The sequence below is a fragment of the Caballeronia sp. LZ028 genome, assembly GCF_031451415.1.
Classification (GTDB): Bacteria; Pseudomonadota; Gammaproteobacteria; order Burkholderiales; family Burkholderiaceae; genus Caballeronia; species Caballeronia zhejiangensis.
On the sequence record NZ_JARUXN010000002.1, the window covers coordinates 103,192 to 120,568 of the forward strand.

Below are 17,377 nucleotides of genomic sequence, written 5' to 3' on the forward strand. Positions count from 1 at the left end.
GCGAATCGCCGCCGATGCCCGTGCGGCGGGCTTCGGCGGGAAGTTCGGCGGGAAGTTCGGCGAAATGCGGAGTCAGCGTGCGGCGGGGCGTTGACGCGTCATGAGCGTCAGTCCGTCGGACGTATCGATGAGCGTTGCGAGTTTCACGGCGGTTTCGCGCAACTGCGGAACCGCCTGCAGCAGATCGTTGAGATTCGCGCGCGCGGTCGGCGCATGCGCGGCGAGGCACGCGAGCGCGCGCCCGGTGGAGGCGTCGGTGATGGGCACCGCGACCGCGACCATGCCGAGCACGAACTCCTCGTTATCGATGCCGATCCCGCGCGCCGCGAGCCGGTCGAGCTCGGCTTCGAGCAACGACCGGTCAGTCAGCGTGCGATGCGTCTTCTTGGTGAGCGTGAGGCGTCCGAGAATCTGGCGGCGCTCGGCCAGCGGCATCTGCGAAAGAAACAGCTTGCCGCTCGCCGTGCAATGCAGCGGCACGCGCATGCCGGCCTGCATGTGCAAGCGCAGCGGCTCGGCCGTTTCGACGCGCTCGATGTAAAGGACGGTATCGCCGTCGAGCGCGGTGAGATTGCAGCTTTCGCCGATCACGTCGACGAGCGAGCGCAGGATCGACCGGCATGCGCGCGTGAACGAATTGTTGGCGAGCGTGGCGAGTGCAAGCTGGGCGGCGCGCGGCCCGAGCGCGATGCCGCGATCGGTGCCGCGCGAGTCGGGCATGTGCGTGACATAGCCCTGCGCTTCGAGCGAATCGATCAGCCGGAGCAATGTCGCCTTGGGAATGCGTACGCGCGCCGCCAGTTGCGACAGCGTGTAGGCGTGGCCGGCGGCCGCCAGTTGTTCGAGCACGGCAAGCGGGCGAAGCGTCCGTGCTTCATCGCCGGCGTGTTCGGAAGGATCGAGATGTGTGACGTCGCGCATGAATCGGAAACGGAACGGTTGGTTTCGGATTACGACTACTTTACGCCGGGAAGCGGCGGCGACGCCACGATTTTCAGAACGCTCGGTTGCGTTTTTTTATACGGCTGATCCGGAACGGGCCTTCAGAATGTCTTGCCCAACTCCACCGCGGCTTCCTTCAGACGCGGCACCATTTCCAGCGCGCGCGAGAGCGGCGTGCGCGACACAGGCGCGTGAACGGCGATCGCCGCGATACATGTGCCGTGCGCGTCGGCGATGGGCGCGGCCGCGCACACGATGCCCTGCACGAACTCCTCGTTGTCGATCGCCACGCCCTTCTTCGCGATGCGGTCCAATTCCGCTTCCAGCATTTCCGTGTCGGTGATCGTGTTTGCGGTGTAGCGCTCGAGTTTCATCGCGCGCACGAGCGCATTGCGTTCCTCGCGCGGTTGCAGCGCGAGTAGCAGCTTGCCGCTCGCGCTGCACCAGACGGGTACATGCGAGCCGGGCTTGAGGTCGAGCCTGAGCGGCCACGGCGCTTCCACGCGATCCAGATACAGCACTTCGTTTTCATGCAGCATCGTCAGATTGCAGGTCTCGCCGAGATCGGAGACGAGCCGGGTGAGGATCGCATGACGCAAACGCCGTGCGCCCGCGTGCGTCATCACGTTGAGACCGAGTTGCGCGAGACGCGGGCCGACGACATACGCGTTTCGGTCGCCGGGCTCGCGAATCACGAGTCCGCCCGCTTCGAGCGACGCGAGCATGCGATGCAGCGAAGGCTTCGGCATACCCATGTCGTCGGCCATGTCCGTCAGCGACACGGGGTTGCCCGCCTGGACCAGATATTCCAGCAGCGCGAAGGCGCGCAGCGTGGGCGTGTCGGGCTTGTCCATCGGCATGATTTCCATATCAATTTGTCGACATTATTTTAAATGAGGTGCCGATCGCCGCCTCATACGCCGTTTGGATAAAAATAAACGAAATGAATTGTTCCGAAAAAGAATAGTTGCTATGCTGAAGTCTCTGCTACGGGAGACGAAGCCTCATGATGCGCGACACATGGATGGACGAGCCGGATCGGAAGGTGTCCGTGCGCTCGCTTTTCGGAATCGACACCGATCTGGACGTTCCTGCGTTCAGCACGCGCGATCCGCACGTTCCGGAAATCGACGAGGCGTACCGCTTCAATCCCGAGGTCACGCTGGCGATTCTCGCCGGCTTCGCATTCAACCGGCGCGTGATGGTGCAGGGGCTGCACGGCACCGGCAAGTCGACTCACATCGAACAGGTGGCGGCACGGCTCAACTGGCCTTGCATGCGCGTCAATCTCGATGGCCACGTGAGCCGCCTCGATCTCGTCGGCAAGGACGCGATCGTCGTGCGCGACGACGTGCAGATCACCGAGTTTCAGGAAGGCATCGTGCCTTGGGCGCTGCAACGGCCGGTTGCGCTCGTGTTCGACGAATACGACGCCGGCCGTCCCGACGTGATGTTCGTGATTCAACGAATTCTGGAACGCGACGGCAGTTTTACGCTGCTCGACCAGAACCGCGTGATCCAGCCGCATCGTTTTTTTCGGCTGTTCGCGACGACCAACACGATCGGCCTCGGAAACCTGAACGGTATGTATCACGGCACGCAGATGTTGAATCACGCGCAGATCGATCGCTGGAACGTCGTCGCGACGCTCAACTATCTGTCGCGCGAGGAAGAGGCCCGCATCGTGCTCGCGCGCGTGCCGCAGCTCGATGACGACGCGGGCCGCGCGCTCGTCGATTCGATGGTGAGCATGGCGGGCCTCACGCGGCGCGGCTTCGCGGCGGGCGATTTGTCGACGCTGATGTCGCCGCGCACCGTCATTAGCTGGGCGGAAAACCGCGAAGTTTTCCGCGATACGAAGCTCGCGCTGCGTCTCACTTTCCTGAACAAATGCGATGAAGCGGAACGGCCGATCGTCGCGGAATATTTTCAGCGCGCGTTCGGCGAGGAACTCGATACGCCATCGCAGTGGCACGACGAGTCGGCGCGATGAACGACTCGCGCGAACGCGCGCGACGCGATGCGCTGTGCGCGGCCACCGTGCGAGCCCTGACCGGCGACGACGCATTGCATTACCGCGGTGGCAAGTTGTATCGGCATCTGCGGCCGGTGCCGTTGCGTGCGCCACATTTGCGCGGCGAGCACAGAGAGGAAGATGACGCCGATTCGACGCGCGGCGCGGCCGATGCGTCCGCGTTGCGCATCGCGCATTCGGATGCCGCGCTGCATCGCGAACTCGCTCCCGGTGAACCCGTCGCGCGCATGGTCTTCGACATGCTCGAACAGTTGCGCTGCGAAACGCGCGTGCCTTCCGGCATGGAAGGCGTGAAGCGCAATGTGCGGCATCGCTTCGATGCGTGGTCGCTCGCGTGCTACGAATCGGGCTTGCTCGACAGCGAAATCGGCTTGTTGATTTACACGGCCGCGCAAATGGCGCAGTCGCGTCTTTCGGGCCGCGCCGTGCTCGAAGAAACCGAAGGGCTCATCGAAGCGACCCGTGCGGCGCTCGCGCCATCGCTCGGCAATGCGCTTGCGGGCATGCGCCGCCATCGTCACGACCAGCGCGCGTATGCGGTCCATGCGCTGGAAATCGCGCGAACGATAGGCGAAATGGTGCAGGAAGTGCGGCACACGTTCGTCGAGAGCGATTCATCCGACGACGAAGAAGAAGATGCCGCGCGCACCATGCTCGGCACCTGGTTCGATACCGACGACGAACATGGCGAACTCGAACGGCTGGCGCTCGCTGCGAGTGGCGACAGCAGCGCGCGCGAGGCGACGGGCGAGGCGTATCGCATCTTCACCACGCGTTACGACAAGACCGTTCGCCCATCGACGCTGATCCGGGCCGCGTTGTTGCGCGAATATCGCGAGCGGCTGGACGCTCTGATTGCCGCGCGGCATATCAACGTGCCGCGTCTCGCGCGCATGTTGCAGGCATCGATCACCGTGCCGCGTCGCGATGGCTGGTCGTTCGGCGAGGAAGACGGGCGCATCGACGGCCGGCGGCTCGCGCAAGTGGTGGCATCGCCGGATGAGCGGCGCGTATTCAGACGCGAGCGCGAACGTCCGCACGCGGACTGTGCGGTGGGCTTTCTCATCGACTGCTCGGGCTCGATGAAGGCGAGCATCGAGCCGGTCACGGTGATGATCGACGTGCTCGTGCGAGCGCTTGGCATGGCGGGCGTCACGACGGAAGTGCTCGGCTTCACGACCGGCGCATGGAATGGCGGGCGCGCGAAGCTCGACTGGCTCGCGAAGGGCCGGCCGAAGTATCCGGGCCGGCTCAACGAAGCCTGCAACATGATTTTCAAGGAAGGGGATGCAGGCTGGCGTGCCGGGCGACGCGATATCGCGGCGCTATTCAAGGCCGATCTGTTCCGCGAAGGTATCGACGGCGAAGCGGTGGATTGGGCATGCTCGCGGCTCATCGCGCGTGACGAAGCGCGCCGCATCCTCGTTGTCATCTCCGATGGAAGCCCGATGGACAGCGCGACCGCGCAAGCCAACGATCCGAACTATCTCGATCAGCACTTGAGAGAGGTCGTCGAGAAGCACGAAGCATCGCGCGCTGTGGAAGTGCTCGGCCTTGGCGTCGGCCTCGATTTGAGCACGTACTATCGGCATCACTTCGCAGTGGATCTGAGCGTTGCGCCGGACATGACGCTATTCGCGAAGCTCGCCGCATGGCTCGGTGCGCGGCGCAGAGGCACGACTTAACGCGCGATGTATGTCGTCGGTTTCGAACAGGCCGATGAAGACGATGGCGGTTTCGTCGACATCGCGGCATGGCATGACTTGCCAGCGCTTGCCGACGACGTGGATCTCGGCACACGTTCCATCACGAGCCGCGCGATGCTCTTCGCGCGCAAGAGGCGATCGAAACGCTCATCGGAGCGAAAGGCAACGCTGCGCAGATCGGCGGGAAGATGACTCGAAGGCATGAATGCTTGCCCTTCGATGCCTGAAAGCGCTTCGGCATGGGTCACTCCGCATGATCATTGGCCTCCCGAGACATTCGGTGCGAGAGAGAAGGGATTCGGCCCAGTATGACCAGACAAAAAGCGCGCGTCGTAGTGCCAGACGCGACCAATCGCTGGGGCCAGCGGCGGCGGCATCCTGGCACTAACGATGGTTTCGGCGTGGCTCTAAGCGGTACGTCGAGTTCGGTGCAGTATGAGGGTACTTTCCAAGGAGTCATCGGTGGCTACTCTCGACTACGTTGCGCCGGCCTTTCGTGGCGCGTGCGCCCCATACGATCCGCTCTACGACCCGCTCGTTTCGCCCATCGGCCGTCAGCCGATGGATTACGCGCCCACCTACTGGGTCGCGACCGCAGGCGAGCCGCCCGAAGACGACGGCCCCTTGCCCGGCGATGCCGACGTCGACGTGCTGATCGTCGGCGCGGGATTCACCGGCCTTTCGACGGCGCTCTTTCTGGCGCGCGAACATGGCATCCGCGCGACCATCGTCGATGCGAATCGCACGGCATGGGGCTGCACGAGCCGCAACGGCGGGCAAGGGCAGAACGCGAGCGGACGCCTCTATCGCTCGCAATGGATCGAACGCTGGGGCAAGCAGACGGCGCTCAGGCTCGATGCCGAGATCCGCGAAGGTTTCGACACCTTCAAGCAATTGATCGGCGAGTTCACATGCGATCCGCAGCCGGGCGGGCATCTGTACATCGCGCATCGCGCGCGCAAGATGGACTTTCTCGCGAACGAATGCAAAGTGATGCGCGACGTATTCGGCTACGACGCGCGCATGCTGAGCGCGAAGGAAGTCGCGCAATCGTATGTCGACGATCGCGAGAATTGCGGCGCGCTGCTGGAGCCCGATGGCATCGGCGTGCATCCGTTGAAGCTCGCGTTCGGCTATATGCGTATGGCGCGCTCGCTCGGCGTGAAGGTGCATCCGGGCACGCCGGTCCTCAACGTCGAGACGATTCGCGGCGTGCATCATGTCCGCACGCCGCGCGGCGTGATTCGCGCGAAGGCGATCGCGTTCGCGACCGGCGGCTATACGCGCAACGACATGCATCGCGCGCTATCCGCGAAGATCATGCCGATACTCTCAAACTCGCTCGTTACGCGGCCGCTTACGCAGGAAGAACTCGCATCGACCAATTTCCTCTCGCGCCAGGTCATTACCGATACGCGCACGCTGCGCTTCTACTATCGGCTGTTGCCGGATAACCGCGTGCAGATCGGCAGCCGCAGCGCGATCACCGGCGCCGATGCGGCAAACCCTCGCCATATGGACGTGCTCATCGAGGGCTTGCATCGCAAGTTTCCATCGCTCAAAGGCATTCGCATCGATTACTCGTGGTGGGGCTGGGTCGATGTGAGTCACGACATGATGCCGCGCGTCGCGCAACCCGATCCGCAGCAGAGCATTTTTTATGCAGTCGGTTATGGCGGAAACGGCGTGTCGTTCTCCGCGCATGCGGGGCGGCGCATGGCCGAGCGCGTCGCGGGAAAGTGGCAGCACAGCCGCGACGATCTGCCGATCTACGACTCCGCGCTCGAATATCCGAACGTGATGGGCATGGTGAAGTGGAAAGGCTTCGCGCCGTTCCGCCGCGTCGGCCAACGGTTTCTGTATCACAAGTATCTGGCGCAGGACGAGAAGCGCTGAACGCATTTTGGTCTCTTTCGCAACGCACTGAAAACATCGACACATGAGCACACAAACGAATCAGGATTACATTCGCCTCTTGCAGACGTTCAACGATGCCTGGAACCGCCACGACATCGACGCGCTGATGAACTGCATGGCGGACGAATGCGTTTTTCACGGCGTGGCCGGACCCGATGCGCTGGGCCGCACGTTCAAGGGCCGGGACGAAGTGCGCAAGGGCTTCACGCTTGCGTGGGAAACCTTTCCCGATGCATCGTGGAATGACGGCGAGCACTTCGTGAGCGGCAATCGCGGCGTATCGGAATCGACGTTTCGCGGCACGAAGGCGGACGGCTCGCGCATCGAGGCGCGCATGGTGGACGTCTTCACGTTCAGCAATGGCAGGATCGCGGTGAAGAACGCCTATCGAAAGGATCGTCCGGCGCTTTGAAGCGTCATTGAACGAACGCCTCGACCCGCCGGCAACGAACCCGCGGGCGAGCGCCGAATCGGTACAAGCAAATCAGGAGACGACATGCAATCGAGTACGGAGCAGAGCGATCTCAAGTGTGGCCTCAAGCAGCGCCACATGACGATGATCGCATTGGGCGGCGTCATAGGCGCCGGACTATTCGTCGGGAGCGGCGTGGTGATCCAGCAGGCCGGACCCGCGGCGATTCTCTCGTTTCTCATCACGGGCGGCCTCGTGGTTCTCGTCATGCGTATGCTCGGCGAGATGGCCTGCGCGATGCCCGCCGTCGGCTCGTTCTACGAATATGCGCGGCTCGCGTTCAAGACGCAGCGCGGGCCGGGCCGTCTCGCCGGGTTCCTGACGGGCTGGATGTACTGGTACTTCTGGGTCATCGTGATCGCGCTCGAAGCAGTCGCGGGCGCGAAGCTCGTGCAGTTCTGGATACCGGATGTGCCTGCATGGATGATCAGCCTCGTGTTGCTCGTCGTGCTCACGCTGACCAATCTCATTTCGGTCGGCAGTTATGGCGAATTCGAGTTCTGGTTTTCGTCGATCAAGGTCGGCGCGATCATCGTGTTCCTGTTTCTCGGCGGCCTGTACGTCTGCGGCTTCTGGCCCGCATCGATGCACACGACCGATGTCGCCGCGACGTTCCTCGGCCATGGCGGCTTCATGCCGAAGGGCATCGGGCCCGTGATGACAGGCGCGGTCGCGGCGACCGGCTTCTACTTCGGAGCGGAAATCGTCACGATCGCGGCGGCCGAAGCGAAGGAGCCTGCGAAGGCAGTTGCGAAGGCAACTAATTCCGTCATCACGCGAGTGCTCGTGTTCTATGTCGGATCGGTGGCGCTCGTCGTCGCGCTGGTGCCGTGGAATTCGCACCAGATGGCGACGCCTTATGTCAGCGCGCTCGAAGTAATGGGCATGCCCGCCGCAGCCAACGTGATGAACGCGATCGTCCTCACCGCCGTGCTGTCCGCGCTGAACTCGGGCCTCTATGCGGCATCGCGCATGCTGTTCGCGTTGACGCGTCACGGCGATGCGCCGCTCGGACTCGCGAAGGTCAACAAGCGCGGCGTGCCGACGCGCGCCATTCTGCTCGGCACGGTGTTCGGGTATGTGTCGGTGGTGATGTCGTATGTATCGCCGGATACGGTGTTCGCGTTCCTCGTGAATTCGTATGGCACGGTGGCGATCTTCGTGTATCTGCTGATCGCGTTTTCGCAACTGCGCTTGCGCGGCCGTATGACGAGCTTCGAAGTAAGCGACCTGCGCGTACGCATGTGGGGATTTCCCTATCTCACGTGGCTCGCGATCTTCGGGATGATGGCGATTCTCGTCGCGATGGCCTTCATTCCCGATCAACGCAAGCCGCTGTGGCTGGGCGTCGCGAGTCTCGGCATTCTGATCGTCGCGTATGTCGTGTTCAAGCGCGGCCGCAAGGAAGTCGAGGTCGAAGACGAACATCACTCGACGCGGCATCTCCAGACCAGCGAACGATAAGCACTGAAGCAAAGGCCGGTTTGCCGAATCGAAAACCGGCCTTCAATCCTTGAACGTCTTCGCGGTTTCTTCCGCAGCACGGCGCAGATCGGGTTCGAACGCAAGCAACTGATCGAGCGCCACGCGCCCCACCGGCGCCTGAATCGCAATCGCCGCACACGCGCGATTGCGATCGAGCATCACCGGCACCGCGATCGCAACGAGTCCCTGCAAATGCTCCTGATTGTTGATGGCGAGCATGCGGCGGCGTGTCAATGCGAGCTCCTTGCGCAGTGCGTCGCGATCGGTGATCGTGCGCTCCGAATACGAACGCAACGGCAAGCGTTCGATCATGCGTTCGCGCCGATCCTTCGGCAAAAAGCTCAGCAGCAGCTTGCCGCTTGCGGAGCAATGCAACGGCACATGCGAACCTGGCTGCAGATGCATGCGCAGCGGCCATCCCGTTTCGACGCGATCCACATAGACGACGTCGTTGCCCGCGAGCATCGTCAGATTGCATGTTTCGCCGACGCGCATGACGAGCTGTTCCAATAGCGCATGACGCGCCGCAGCGGGACCCGCGTGCATCAGCACGTTGATGGCGAGCGTACGCACGCGCGCCGAGCATTCATAAAGCTTGTCGCTTGCGCCGCGCGTGACGAGCCATGCGTCCATCAACTGCACCAGGATGCGATGCACGGTCTGTTTGGGCAGACCCAATGCATCGACGAGCTCGGTCATGGAAAGCGGGCGATTCGCCTCGGCGAGCGTTTCGAGCACGCGAAACGCGCGCACGGCGGCGGCATTCGATTGATTCGAAGTCACGCTTGTCTCCGTTCGCATACTTTTCGGTTTTATTTCATTGTGCGTCGAAAACACCGGTTTTCGGGACTCTAAAAAGTCCCGAAAAGCTGAATTTCCGATGCTCGCGCTATCGCTGCACGCGTTAGTCCAGAAAACGGGACCGCGCGACGGACGCGGCTGACTAGATTGGAGAGCACCTTCAATCTTCCAACAGCCGAGGTTTATCGCATGAATCACATGGCAAGCGGCGCGACGCTCGCACGTCCTCACGACGATGCGCCGAATCAACCAGAACCCGATGTGGAGCGCATCGTTGCCGCGCTCGTGACGCGAGCGCGCGCCGCGCAACGACGCTTCGAACAAGCGGGCCAGGAGACGCTCGACTTAGCTGCATCGGCCGCAGCGTGGGCCATCATGGAGCCGCAGCGCAACCGGCAACTCGCGGACCTGGCCGTGCGCGATACGGGCCTCGGCAACGCCGACGACAAATTCCGCAAGAACCATCGCAAGACGCTCGGCCTGCTGCGCGATCTTCACGGCGTCGCGACGACGGGCGTGATCGCCCGCGACGAGGAACACGGCATCGTCGAAATTGCGCGCGCGGTCGGCGTCGTGGCGGCGATCACGCCATCGACGAATCCGGCCGCGACGCCCGCCAACAAGATCATCAACGCGCTCAAGTGCGGCAACGCGGTCATCGTCGCGCCCTCACCGAAGGGCTATTCGTCGTGCGCGTTGCTCATCGAGTTCATTCATGCGGAGTTCGCGAAGGCCGGTCTCGATCGCGATCTCGTGCAGATGTTGCCGCATCCGATCGGCAAGGCCGCGACCGCCGCGTTGATGAAGCTCGCGGATCTCGTCGTCGCGACGGGCTCGCAGGCGAACGTCCGCATGGCCTATACGAGCGGCACGCCCGCGTTCGGCGTGGGCGCGGGCAACGTCGCATCGATCGTCGCGGCGAGCGCGATTCCCGATGATGCAGCGCGCAAGATTGCCGCGTCCAAGACGTTCGACAACGCGACGAGTTGTTCATCGGAGAACAGTGTCGTGATCGAAGACGCGATCCATGCACGCATGCTCGATGCGTTGACGAAGCAGGGCGGCGTGCTGCTCGACGGTGCGCAGAAGGCGCGGTTGCAGGCGGCGATGTGGCACGACGGCAAGCTCTCGGCGCGCTGCACCGCGCGCTCGGCGACGGCCATTGCGCGCGAAGCGGGCCTCGACGATATCGCGGCGCGCGAGCCGAAGTTCTTGATGGTCGAGGAGAGCGGCTACGGCGCCGAGTATCCGTTCTCCGGCGAAAAGCTCTCGCCCGTGCTGACGGTCTATCGCGCGCGCGACATCGACGCCGCAATCGGCATCGTGCGCGGCATCTACGAATACATGGGCGCGGGACATTCGGTCGGCGTGCACGGCGCGGACGATGCCCTCGCCGTCCGGCTCGGCACTGAATTGCCGGTGGCGCGCGTGATCGTCGATCAGGCGCACTGCCTCGCGACCGGCGGCAACTTCGACAACGGCCTGCCGTTCTCGCTGTCGATGGGATGCGGCACCTGGGGCGGCAACAACTTCTCGGCGAATCTCGGCTATCGGCAATACCTGAACGTGACGCGCATCGCGTATCGGATTGCGGAGCGCGTGCCGGAAGTCGACGCGTTGCTCGGCGATTACTTCAGGAGGATCGGGCGATGAGCGCGCTAGCGGATCGAATCGTTCCTTCCGATCGTGCGCCGGTCGTTGCATCCACGTTGCGCGCATTGATCGACGCTCGCGCCGGACGCGCGCCGGACAAACCCTTCCTGCTCTCCGCGGTCGGGGACGACATGCTGACCTTCGGCGCGTTGCGCGAAGCATGTCTCGCGCTGGAAGAGCGTTTTCATGCTGCGGGCCTGCGTGCGGGCGATGTCGTGTCCGTCTTCATGGGCAACGGCATTCAGACCGCGCGGCTGCTGCTGGCGGCGATGTATAGCGGCCTGGTGGCGAATCCGCTGAATCTCTTGTGTCAGCCTTCGCAGGTGCGCTATATCGTCGAGCATTCGGAGACGCGCGCGATCTTCGTCGCCGATGACACGCACGACACCATCGTCGAAGCGATCGACGTGTTGCGTCGCGAAGGCATGGACCGTGACGTCGCTGTGGTGCGTACGTCGCCCGATGCGAACGCTTTACCCGATATCCCGACGCTTCCGTCACGCACGATCGGACTCGTGCGCGACGAAACGCCCGGCACGCATATCGTCGCGAGCGATGCGGGCGCGATGAATCCCGGCGATACGGCGCTGCTCATGTACACGTCGGGCACGACGGGCGCGCCCAAAGGCGTGCTGCTGAGTCATCGCAGCCTGCTCGCCAACATGCGCAACATCAGCGACGAACATCGGCTATCCGATGATGATCGCGTGCTCGTATCGTTGCCGCTCTATCACATCAACGGTCTCGTCGTCGCGCTGCTGTCGCCACTGTGGCACGGCGGATCGGCCGTGATGACGCCGCGTTTCTCGGCGCGCACGTTCTGGAACGAGGCATCGCAGTTCGGATGCACATGGATCAACGTGGTGCCGACCATCGTCGCTTATCTGCTGAACGGCGAGGGCGCTGAGGGCTGCGATCTGTCGGCGCTGAAATTTTGCCGCAGCGCGTCGGCAGCGTTACCGGCCGATCATCATCGGGCGTTCGAGAAGCGCTTTCGCATCGGCGTCATTGAAACGATGGGCATGACGGAGACCGCCGCGCCGATATTCAGTAATCCGTACGACGAAACGTTAAGGCGAATCGGCAGTATCGGCTTGCCTTCCGGCGGCGAAGCGAAGATCGTCGACATCGATGGACGTGAGTGCGCGCCCAACGAAACCGGCGAGCTCGTGCTGCGCGGCGAGCAATTGATGAGCGGCTACTACAAGCGTCCGGAAGAAACGCGCAACGCGTTCACGGAAGACGGATGGCTGCGCAGCGGCGATCTCGGTTATCGCGACGAGGCGGGCTTCTTCTACATCAATGGACGCGCGAAGGAACTGATCATCAAGGGCGGCGAGAACATCGCGCCGCGCGAGATCGACGAAGCGCTGCTGCGTCATCCCGGCGTGCTCGAAGCAGCGGCCGTCGGCGTGCCCGATGCGGCGTATGGCCAGGACATCGTCGCGTACATCGTGCCGAACGGCGGCGCGGCATCGCTCGATGTGGCCGACTTGCGCGCGCACTGTCTGCGCGAACTCGGCCGTTACAAGACGCCGCGTGAATTCCGCTTCACCGATGCATTGCCGCGCGGACCTTCGGGCAAGGTGCAGCGCCTGAAGCTCGTATAGCTGACACGGCTCGATATTCCACATCAGATGGACCAAAGGAAGGAGACACTGTGAACAAGCAACGTCAGCGCGTGAAGACGCGCCATATCATTCTCGGCGTGATGTGTCTGATGTACTTCATCTCGTACATCGATCGGGTGAACATCGCCGTGGCAGGACCGTTGATCCGGCAGGAGATGGGCCTCACGTCCGTGCAGCTCGGGCTCGTGTTCTCCGCGTTCGCGTATCCGTATGCGGTGATGCAGATCGTCGGCGGATGGCTTGCCGATCGATTCGGCCCGAAGCTCGTATTGACCGTGCTCTCGTTGATATGGGGCGCGGCGACGCTCGCGACGGGCTTCGCGGGCAGCATCGGCATGCTCGTGCTGTTGCGCCTTGCGTTGGGCATCGGCGAGGGCGGCGCGTTTCCGACCGCCACGCGCGCCTTCACATTCTGGATGCCGGTGCGCGAACGCGGCTTTGCACAAGGCATCACGCATAGTTTCGCGCGGCTCGGCGGCGCGGTGACGCCGCCGCTCGTGCTTGCCGTGGTCGCAGCGAGCGGCTGGCGCGAGGCATTCATTCTGCTGGGCATCGCGAGCCTTGCGTGGACGGTGCTGTATCTCTTCGTCTTCACCAATTCACCCGATGAAAACCGCCGCGTGACGCCCGAGGAAACCGCTGAGATCGGCTATCGCGCGGGAGAATGCGCGCGCGCGAGAAAGCAGCCGACGCCGTGGCGCATGCTGATTCATCGCATGTGGCTCGTGACCTTCGTCGACTTTTGCTATGGCTGGCTGCTGTGGGTGTATCTGACGTGGCTGCCTTCGTATCTGAAGGAATCGCGCGGCTTCGATCTGAAGCATCTCGCGCTGTTCACCGCTTTGCCGCTGCTTGCCGGTGTGATCGGCGATACGCTCGGCGGCGTGCTGTCGGACCGCATCTACCGGATCACGGGAAAACTGCGGCTCGCGCGCTGCAGCATTCTCGTGGTGGGCATGGGCGGGTCGCTCGCCTTCCTTCTGCCGATGGTCAATGCGCCGAGCCCGATCATGGCGGTGTGGTTCCTGACGGCATCGTTCTTCTTCCTCGAGATCACGAATCCGGTGCTGTGGACGTTGCCGCTCGATATCGCGGGCAAGTATGCGGGCACGGCGGGCGGCATGATGAACACGGGCTTCGGCATCGCGGGAATGGTGTCGCCGGTCGCGTTCGGTTATCTGATCCAGCAGACAGGAAGCTATAACGTGCCGTTCACGATTTCAGCGGGATTGCTCGCGGTCGGTGCGGTCGCGGCGCTTTTCATCGATACGAGCAAGACCGTGGAAGCCGATGAAGCGCGTGAGGCGCGCAGTCGCGAGGAGATGGGCGTGCCGGCGTTCGCGGGAGGGGCGGGGCAGTGGCATGAGTAGCGGCGTTCGCGCGTCGCATTGTTACGGTTGAGACGCTCGGCTCTGTTACGCTCCGGCATCCTTATTGAACGACGGAAGAGCGATGGTGGAGCATGACATCAGGGAGCGAGCGACGGCGCTCGCCAGCGCTGCTCAGGCTGCAATCGAGCGTGGCAAACGCGACCAGGCAATCGCCTTGTGGCACGGGACGTTCGATATCGAACCTCACGAGGCTCATTACGCGATCGAGGCCACCAATGGCCTCATCCGATTAGGTGAGCCGCTTCTCGCGCTGGAAATGTGTACGCGATGGATCGCGCGGAACCCCGACAACGCGATCGCCCGCGTACAGCGCGGCATCATCTATCTGAACGAATGCGGGGATCGGGAAAGCGCGATCGAGTGCTTTGTCGAGGCGCTCGAATTCGATCCCGACAACTGCGACGCACATTCCTTGTATTCGGACCACGTCGTCGCGGCGATGGTGCGCAACTCGCCGCGCGCGAGTGCAGGCTTCAGCAAGTTCGCAGCGTCCGAGCCGCCGGCCGAGTTGCCCGCGCCGATCAGCGTGTGGGCTTCGTCGATGAACAGCACGATCGGCGTCGCCGATGCCTTGACTTCATCGATCACGTTTTTCAGGCGCTGCTCGAATTCGCCTTTCACGCCCGCACCGGCTTGCAGCAGCCCGAGGTCGAGCGTGAGAATGCGCACGTCGCGCAAGAGAGACGGCACACTGCCTTCGGCGATGCGCAGCGCGAGCCCTTCGACTAGTGCCGTCTTGCCGACGCCCGGCTCGCCCACGAGGATCGGGTTGTTCTTGCGCCGCCGCACGAGCACGTCGATCATCTGCTGGATCTCGCGATCGCGGCCGAACACCGGATCGATTTCGCCGCGACGCGCCTTCTCCGTCAGGTCGATGGCGAAGCGCTCGAGCGCCTGGCCTTCGGTCGAGCGCGGGGCCGCCTGCTTGACGGGCGCTTGAGCATCTGCAACTGGTGCGCTTGCGTCGCCTTCGTCTTCCTGCGCGGGCGCGTTCTCGCACGACGCGCGTCCGAGACGCGGCACGAGCCGTTCGATCTGCGCATCGGAAAGCGAAAAAAGCGGCCACGCGTCCTGCGTCCGCATGACATGCGGTGCGCCGATGAGCGCGCGCAGCAGATGCGCCGAGCGGATCGTGCCGTCGATATCCTCGCGCGATGCGAGATTCCACGCGTCCTGAAGCACGCTCGCGAGCTGGATGGAAAGCGACGGCATGCCCCGCAGATTGCGCGGCAGGCGGTCGATTGCGGCGAGCAGTGCGTTCCAGATCGCATCGACATCGATTTCATAGTGACGCAGGATCGCGGGAATGTCGCCTTCGTCCGCCTCGATGAGCTTCAGCAGCCAATGCTCGACGGTGATTTCGTCGGAAAGGCGCGTCTGGCACAGGCTCGCGGCCGCTTCGAGCGTGCGGGCGCAGTGCTGGTTGAGCCGGCGAAGCAGATGAGTGGAGTCGCGCATTGTCATATGAAGTCGGTGCCGAGGTGAATGAAAGAGGGCGTACGGTGGGGATGAATTGCAGAAGAAAAGCCAGCCCGCAAGCAGGCTGGCTTCGACGGCTCACGTTGTCATGAGCCGCTGGGTCACGCGCTTACGCGCGCTCGTTCCACGTGTCCTTGTGGATGATGTTGCCGTCCTTGAACGACCAGGTGATCTGCTCGTAGCGCAGTTCGACTTCTTCGAGATGGTTGTGCTTCTCGAAAGCCGGGTTCTTGATGTCGAGCATCTTCGGACGGACCGCGACGACCTTGACGTTGTCGAGCTTGGTGTTGAAGTATTCCTTCTCCTTGCCCGCGTCGTCGATCTTGTACCACTTGATCTCGACCGACTTCAGCGTCTGGCCGCTCGTCACCGCCTTGTACAGATACGGCGTGGACGAATCGGTTTCCTTGGTCAGCGTGATCGGCGCGTGCACGCGCGTGCCGGTGAGCTTGCCGGTGTTGCCATCGGTCGGGATATGCACGCCATGACCGAACTCGACGATCTCGACGCTGCCTTCGCGGCCTTGCACGGTGACGGAAACGGCACCGACGAAAGCGAGATCGCCGCGGAACGTCATGCGGTGCGTCTGCTGTTCGATTTCGAGCCGCACGCCGATGACACCGTTTGCGCCATCGCACGCCTCGTCCGTTCCACGAGCGGCCAGTTCCAGCTCGACCGGCGCTACGTGCCGCCTTGCCTGTCGCTGGGCGCGCATGAGCTTCACGTCGAGCGCATCGGCCGGATCGCCGACATCCTGCTGGCGAAGAGCCTCGCCCTCGGCGCGCGGCGCAGCGAGCGCATCGAACAGGTCGCGGAATACGGCGTCGCCGACGTGCAGTTGTTCTGGCTTCTGCATTGCATCCATGCCGCGTGGCCGCAACTCCGATTCCTCGCTTCGAATCCGAACTTGCCGCCCGAGCGCTTGTACACGGTCCTCGCCGAGCTCGCCAGCGCGTTGATGACGTTCTCCACGAGCTCGCAGCTCACGGACATTCCTGCGTACGATCACGTCCGCGCCGACGAAGTGTTTGCGGAAATCGAATCGATGATCCGGAACTTGCTGGATGCGATCATCCCGTCGCGTGTCGTGCCGATCGATCTCGCGCACGAGAACGCGACGACGTGGACCGGCCAGATTCTCGACACCCGTATCGCCGATGGCGCCGCCGACTGGTATCTGTCGGTCAATTCGACGCTGCCCGCGTTCGAACTCGTCGAACGCATTCCGCGGCTGTGCAAGATCGGCGCGCCGGACGAGGTCGATCACATCGTCAATTCGGCTCTGGCAGGTATCGCGTTGAAGGCCGTTCAGCGCGTGCCGGCGGCAATTCCCGTGCGCCTCGATAACCAGTACTTCGCGCTCGATGCCGCGAGTCCCGCGCACGCGCGCATGCTGTACTCGCAGGGTCGCTTCGCATTCATCCGGCTGCTCGAGCGCGCGAGAGTTTCGCAGCAGGATAATGCGCGCTATCTGCTGTCGTGGACGCCGGACCAGGGCGCGGGGTCCTCGCTCTCGGTGCAGTTGCGCGCCGAAGCGGGCGCGGGTCCGCTTGACGTGCTGGCGCTGCGTCACTTCACACTGCCCTCGCGCATCTTCGTGACGAAGACGCTCGCCGAGAAGGCAACCGGGCAGCCGCCGCCGCCCTTGCCACCTGGTGCGCTGGCTGCCGCGCAGAAGGTTGGCGTCCCGTTACCGGGGGCGAACTGATGCACGCGGCGCGTTAGTTCACGCCGATCTGGAACGCGCGAGTGCGTGGTCCGAAGGCCCCATCGGCGAATACATCGAACTGTGCAACCGAAAGCGGCCCCCCACTCGAGCCTGGCGGATCAAACGCCGGACGAGGCATACTTTGCGACGCTAACCG

At 63.4% G+C, this 17,377-nt stretch carries 12 protein-coding genes and 3 pseudogenes; 10 read left to right on the top strand and 5 right to left on the bottom strand.

The genetic code is table 11. The features are described from left to right. Window positions 1-72: 72 nt before the first annotated feature. A complete protein-coding gene (locus tag QCE58_RS15120) occupies window positions 73-921 on the bottom strand; it encodes an IclR family transcriptional regulator (protein WP_008346055.1) in 849 nt (282 codons plus the stop codon). 122 nt (window positions 922-1,043) lie between these two features. Then, window positions 1,044-1,796, bottom strand: coding sequence for an IclR family transcriptional regulator (locus QCE58_RS15125; protein WP_008346053.1), 753 nt, complete (start codon window positions 1,794-1,796; stop codon window positions 1,044-1,046). 152 nt (window positions 1,797-1,948) lie between these two features. On the opposite strand from QCE58_RS15125, the gene QCE58_RS15130 reads away from it, so the two are divergent. The 5 genes from QCE58_RS15130 to QCE58_RS15150 all read left to right on the top strand — a co-directional run bounded on the left by QCE58_RS15130 (window position 1,949) and on the right by QCE58_RS15150 (window position 8,536). After that, entirely contained in the window at window positions 1,949-2,935 is a 987-nt protein-coding gene (locus tag QCE58_RS15130) for an AAA family ATPase (RefSeq protein ID WP_008346051.1), read from the top strand. Further along, a complete protein-coding gene (locus tag QCE58_RS15135) occupies window positions 2,932-4,662 on the top strand; it encodes a cobaltochelatase CobT-related protein (protein ID WP_250522385.1) in 1,731 nt (576 codons plus the stop codon). The genes QCE58_RS15130 and QCE58_RS15135 overlap by 4 nt, the downstream gene beginning before the upstream one ends. Before the next feature lie 483 nt (window positions 4,663-5,145). After that, complete coding sequence (locus tag QCE58_RS15140; protein ID WP_175980327.1) at window positions 5,146-6,579, top strand: FAD-binding oxidoreductase; 1,434 nt, start codon at window positions 5,146-5,148, stop codon at window positions 6,577-6,579. Window positions 6,580-6,622: 43 nt separating this feature from the next. Next, entirely contained in the window at window positions 6,623-7,012 is a 390-nt protein-coding gene (locus tag QCE58_RS15145) for a nuclear transport factor 2 family protein (protein ID WP_250507851.1), read from the top strand. Between the two features lie 84 nt (window positions 7,013-7,096). After that, window positions 7,097-8,536, top strand: coding sequence for an amino acid permease (locus QCE58_RS15150; RefSeq protein ID WP_008346042.1), 1,440 nt, complete (start codon window positions 7,097-7,099; stop codon window positions 8,534-8,536). A gap of 42 nt (window positions 8,537-8,578) precedes the next feature. Here QCE58_RS15150 and QCE58_RS15155 read toward each other — a convergent pair whose 3' ends face one another. Beyond that, window positions 8,579-9,358 (bottom strand): IclR family transcriptional regulator, encoded by a 780-nt coding sequence (locus QCE58_RS15155; RefSeq protein ID WP_175980328.1) that lies wholly within the window; start codon window positions 9,356-9,358, stop codon window positions 8,579-8,581. A gap of 189 nt (window positions 9,359-9,547) precedes the next feature. Here QCE58_RS15155 and sauS point away from each other — a divergent pair, with 189 nt between their 5' ends. Genes sauS through QCE58_RS15170 form a run of 3 tightly spaced genes read left to right on the top strand, consistent with a single transcriptional unit; the run spans window position 9,548 to window position 14,012 of the window. Continuing rightward, entirely contained in the window at window positions 9,548-11,011 is a 1,464-nt protein-coding gene (gene sauS, locus QCE58_RS15160) for an acylating sulfoacetaldehyde dehydrogenase (protein ID WP_250507850.1), read from the top strand. Beyond that, on the top strand, window positions 11,008-12,621 hold the full coding sequence (locus QCE58_RS15165; RefSeq protein WP_250441596.1) for an AMP-binding protein: 1,614 nt from the start codon (window positions 11,008-11,010) through the stop codon (window positions 12,619-12,621). Before sauS ends, QCE58_RS15165 begins: the two co-directional genes overlap by 4 nt. A 50-nt stretch (window positions 12,622-12,671) precedes the next feature. Further along, window positions 12,672-14,012, top strand: a complete 1,341-nt coding sequence (locus tag QCE58_RS15170; RefSeq protein ID WP_250522384.1) for an MFS transporter — start codon at window positions 12,672-12,674, stop codon at window positions 14,010-14,012. A gap of 429 nt (window positions 14,013-14,441) precedes the next feature. Here QCE58_RS15170 and QCE58_RS15175 read toward each other — a convergent pair. Next, window positions 14,442-15,497, bottom strand: a pseudogene (locus QCE58_RS15175) (AAA family ATPase); the annotation flags it as partial. A gap of 124 nt (window positions 15,498-15,621) precedes the next feature. Then, window positions 15,622-16,089, bottom strand: coding sequence for an Hcp family type VI secretion system effector (locus tag QCE58_RS15180; protein WP_250522383.1), 468 nt, complete (start codon window positions 16,087-16,089; stop codon window positions 15,622-15,624). Here QCE58_RS15180 and tssK point away from each other — a divergent pair. Both tssK and QCE58_RS15190 read left to right on the top strand, forming a co-directional pair. Beyond that, window positions 16,045-16,908 (top strand): annotated as a pseudogene (gene tssK, locus QCE58_RS15185) (type VI secretion system baseplate subunit TssK); the annotation flags it as partial. The gene QCE58_RS15180 and the pseudogene tssK sit on opposite strands and share 45 nt — an antisense overlap. Next, window positions 16,906-17,220 (top strand): annotated as a pseudogene (locus tag QCE58_RS15190) (hypothetical protein); the annotation flags it as partial. The pseudogenes tssK and QCE58_RS15190, both read left to right, overlap by 3 nt. Window positions 17,221-17,377 lie beyond the last annotated feature (157 nt).

What these genes read in the sequence shown, in the direction of transcription:
- QCE58_RS15120 (WP_008346055.1), bottom strand. Translation starts at nt 921, where the DNA reads ATGCGCGACGTCACACATCTCGATCCTTCCGAACACGCCGGCGATGAA.
- QCE58_RS15125 (WP_008346053.1), bottom strand. Translation starts at nt 1,796, where the DNA reads ATGGACAAGCCCGACACGCCCACGCTGCGCGCCTTCGCGCTGCTGGAA.
- QCE58_RS15130 (WP_008346051.1), top strand. Translation starts at nt 1,949, where the DNA reads ATGATGCGCGACACATGGATGGACGAGCCGGATCGGAAGGTGTCCGTG.
- QCE58_RS15135 (WP_250522385.1), top strand. Translation starts at nt 2,932, where the DNA reads ATGAACGACTCGCGCGAACGCGCGCGACGCGATGCGCTGTGCGCGGCC.
- QCE58_RS15145 (WP_250507851.1), top strand. Translation starts at nt 6,623, where the DNA reads ATGAGCACACAAACGAATCAGGATTACATTCGCCTCTTGCAGACGTTC.
- QCE58_RS15150 (WP_008346042.1), top strand. Translation starts at nt 7,097, where the DNA reads ATGCAATCGAGTACGGAGCAGAGCGATCTCAAGTGTGGCCTCAAGCAG.
- QCE58_RS15155 (WP_175980328.1), bottom strand. Translation starts at nt 9,358, where the DNA reads ATGCGAACGGAGACAAGCGTGACTTCGAATCAATCGAATGCCGCCGCC.
- sauS (WP_250507850.1), top strand. Translation starts at nt 9,548, where the DNA reads ATGAATCACATGGCAAGCGGCGCGACGCTCGCACGTCCTCACGACGAT.
- QCE58_RS15165 (WP_250441596.1), top strand. Translation starts at nt 11,008, where the DNA reads ATGAGCGCGCTAGCGGATCGAATCGTTCCTTCCGATCGTGCGCCGGTC.
- QCE58_RS15180 (WP_250522383.1), bottom strand. Translation starts at nt 16,089, where the DNA reads ATGACGTTCCGCGGCGATCTCGCTTTCGTCGGTGCCGTTTCCGTCACC.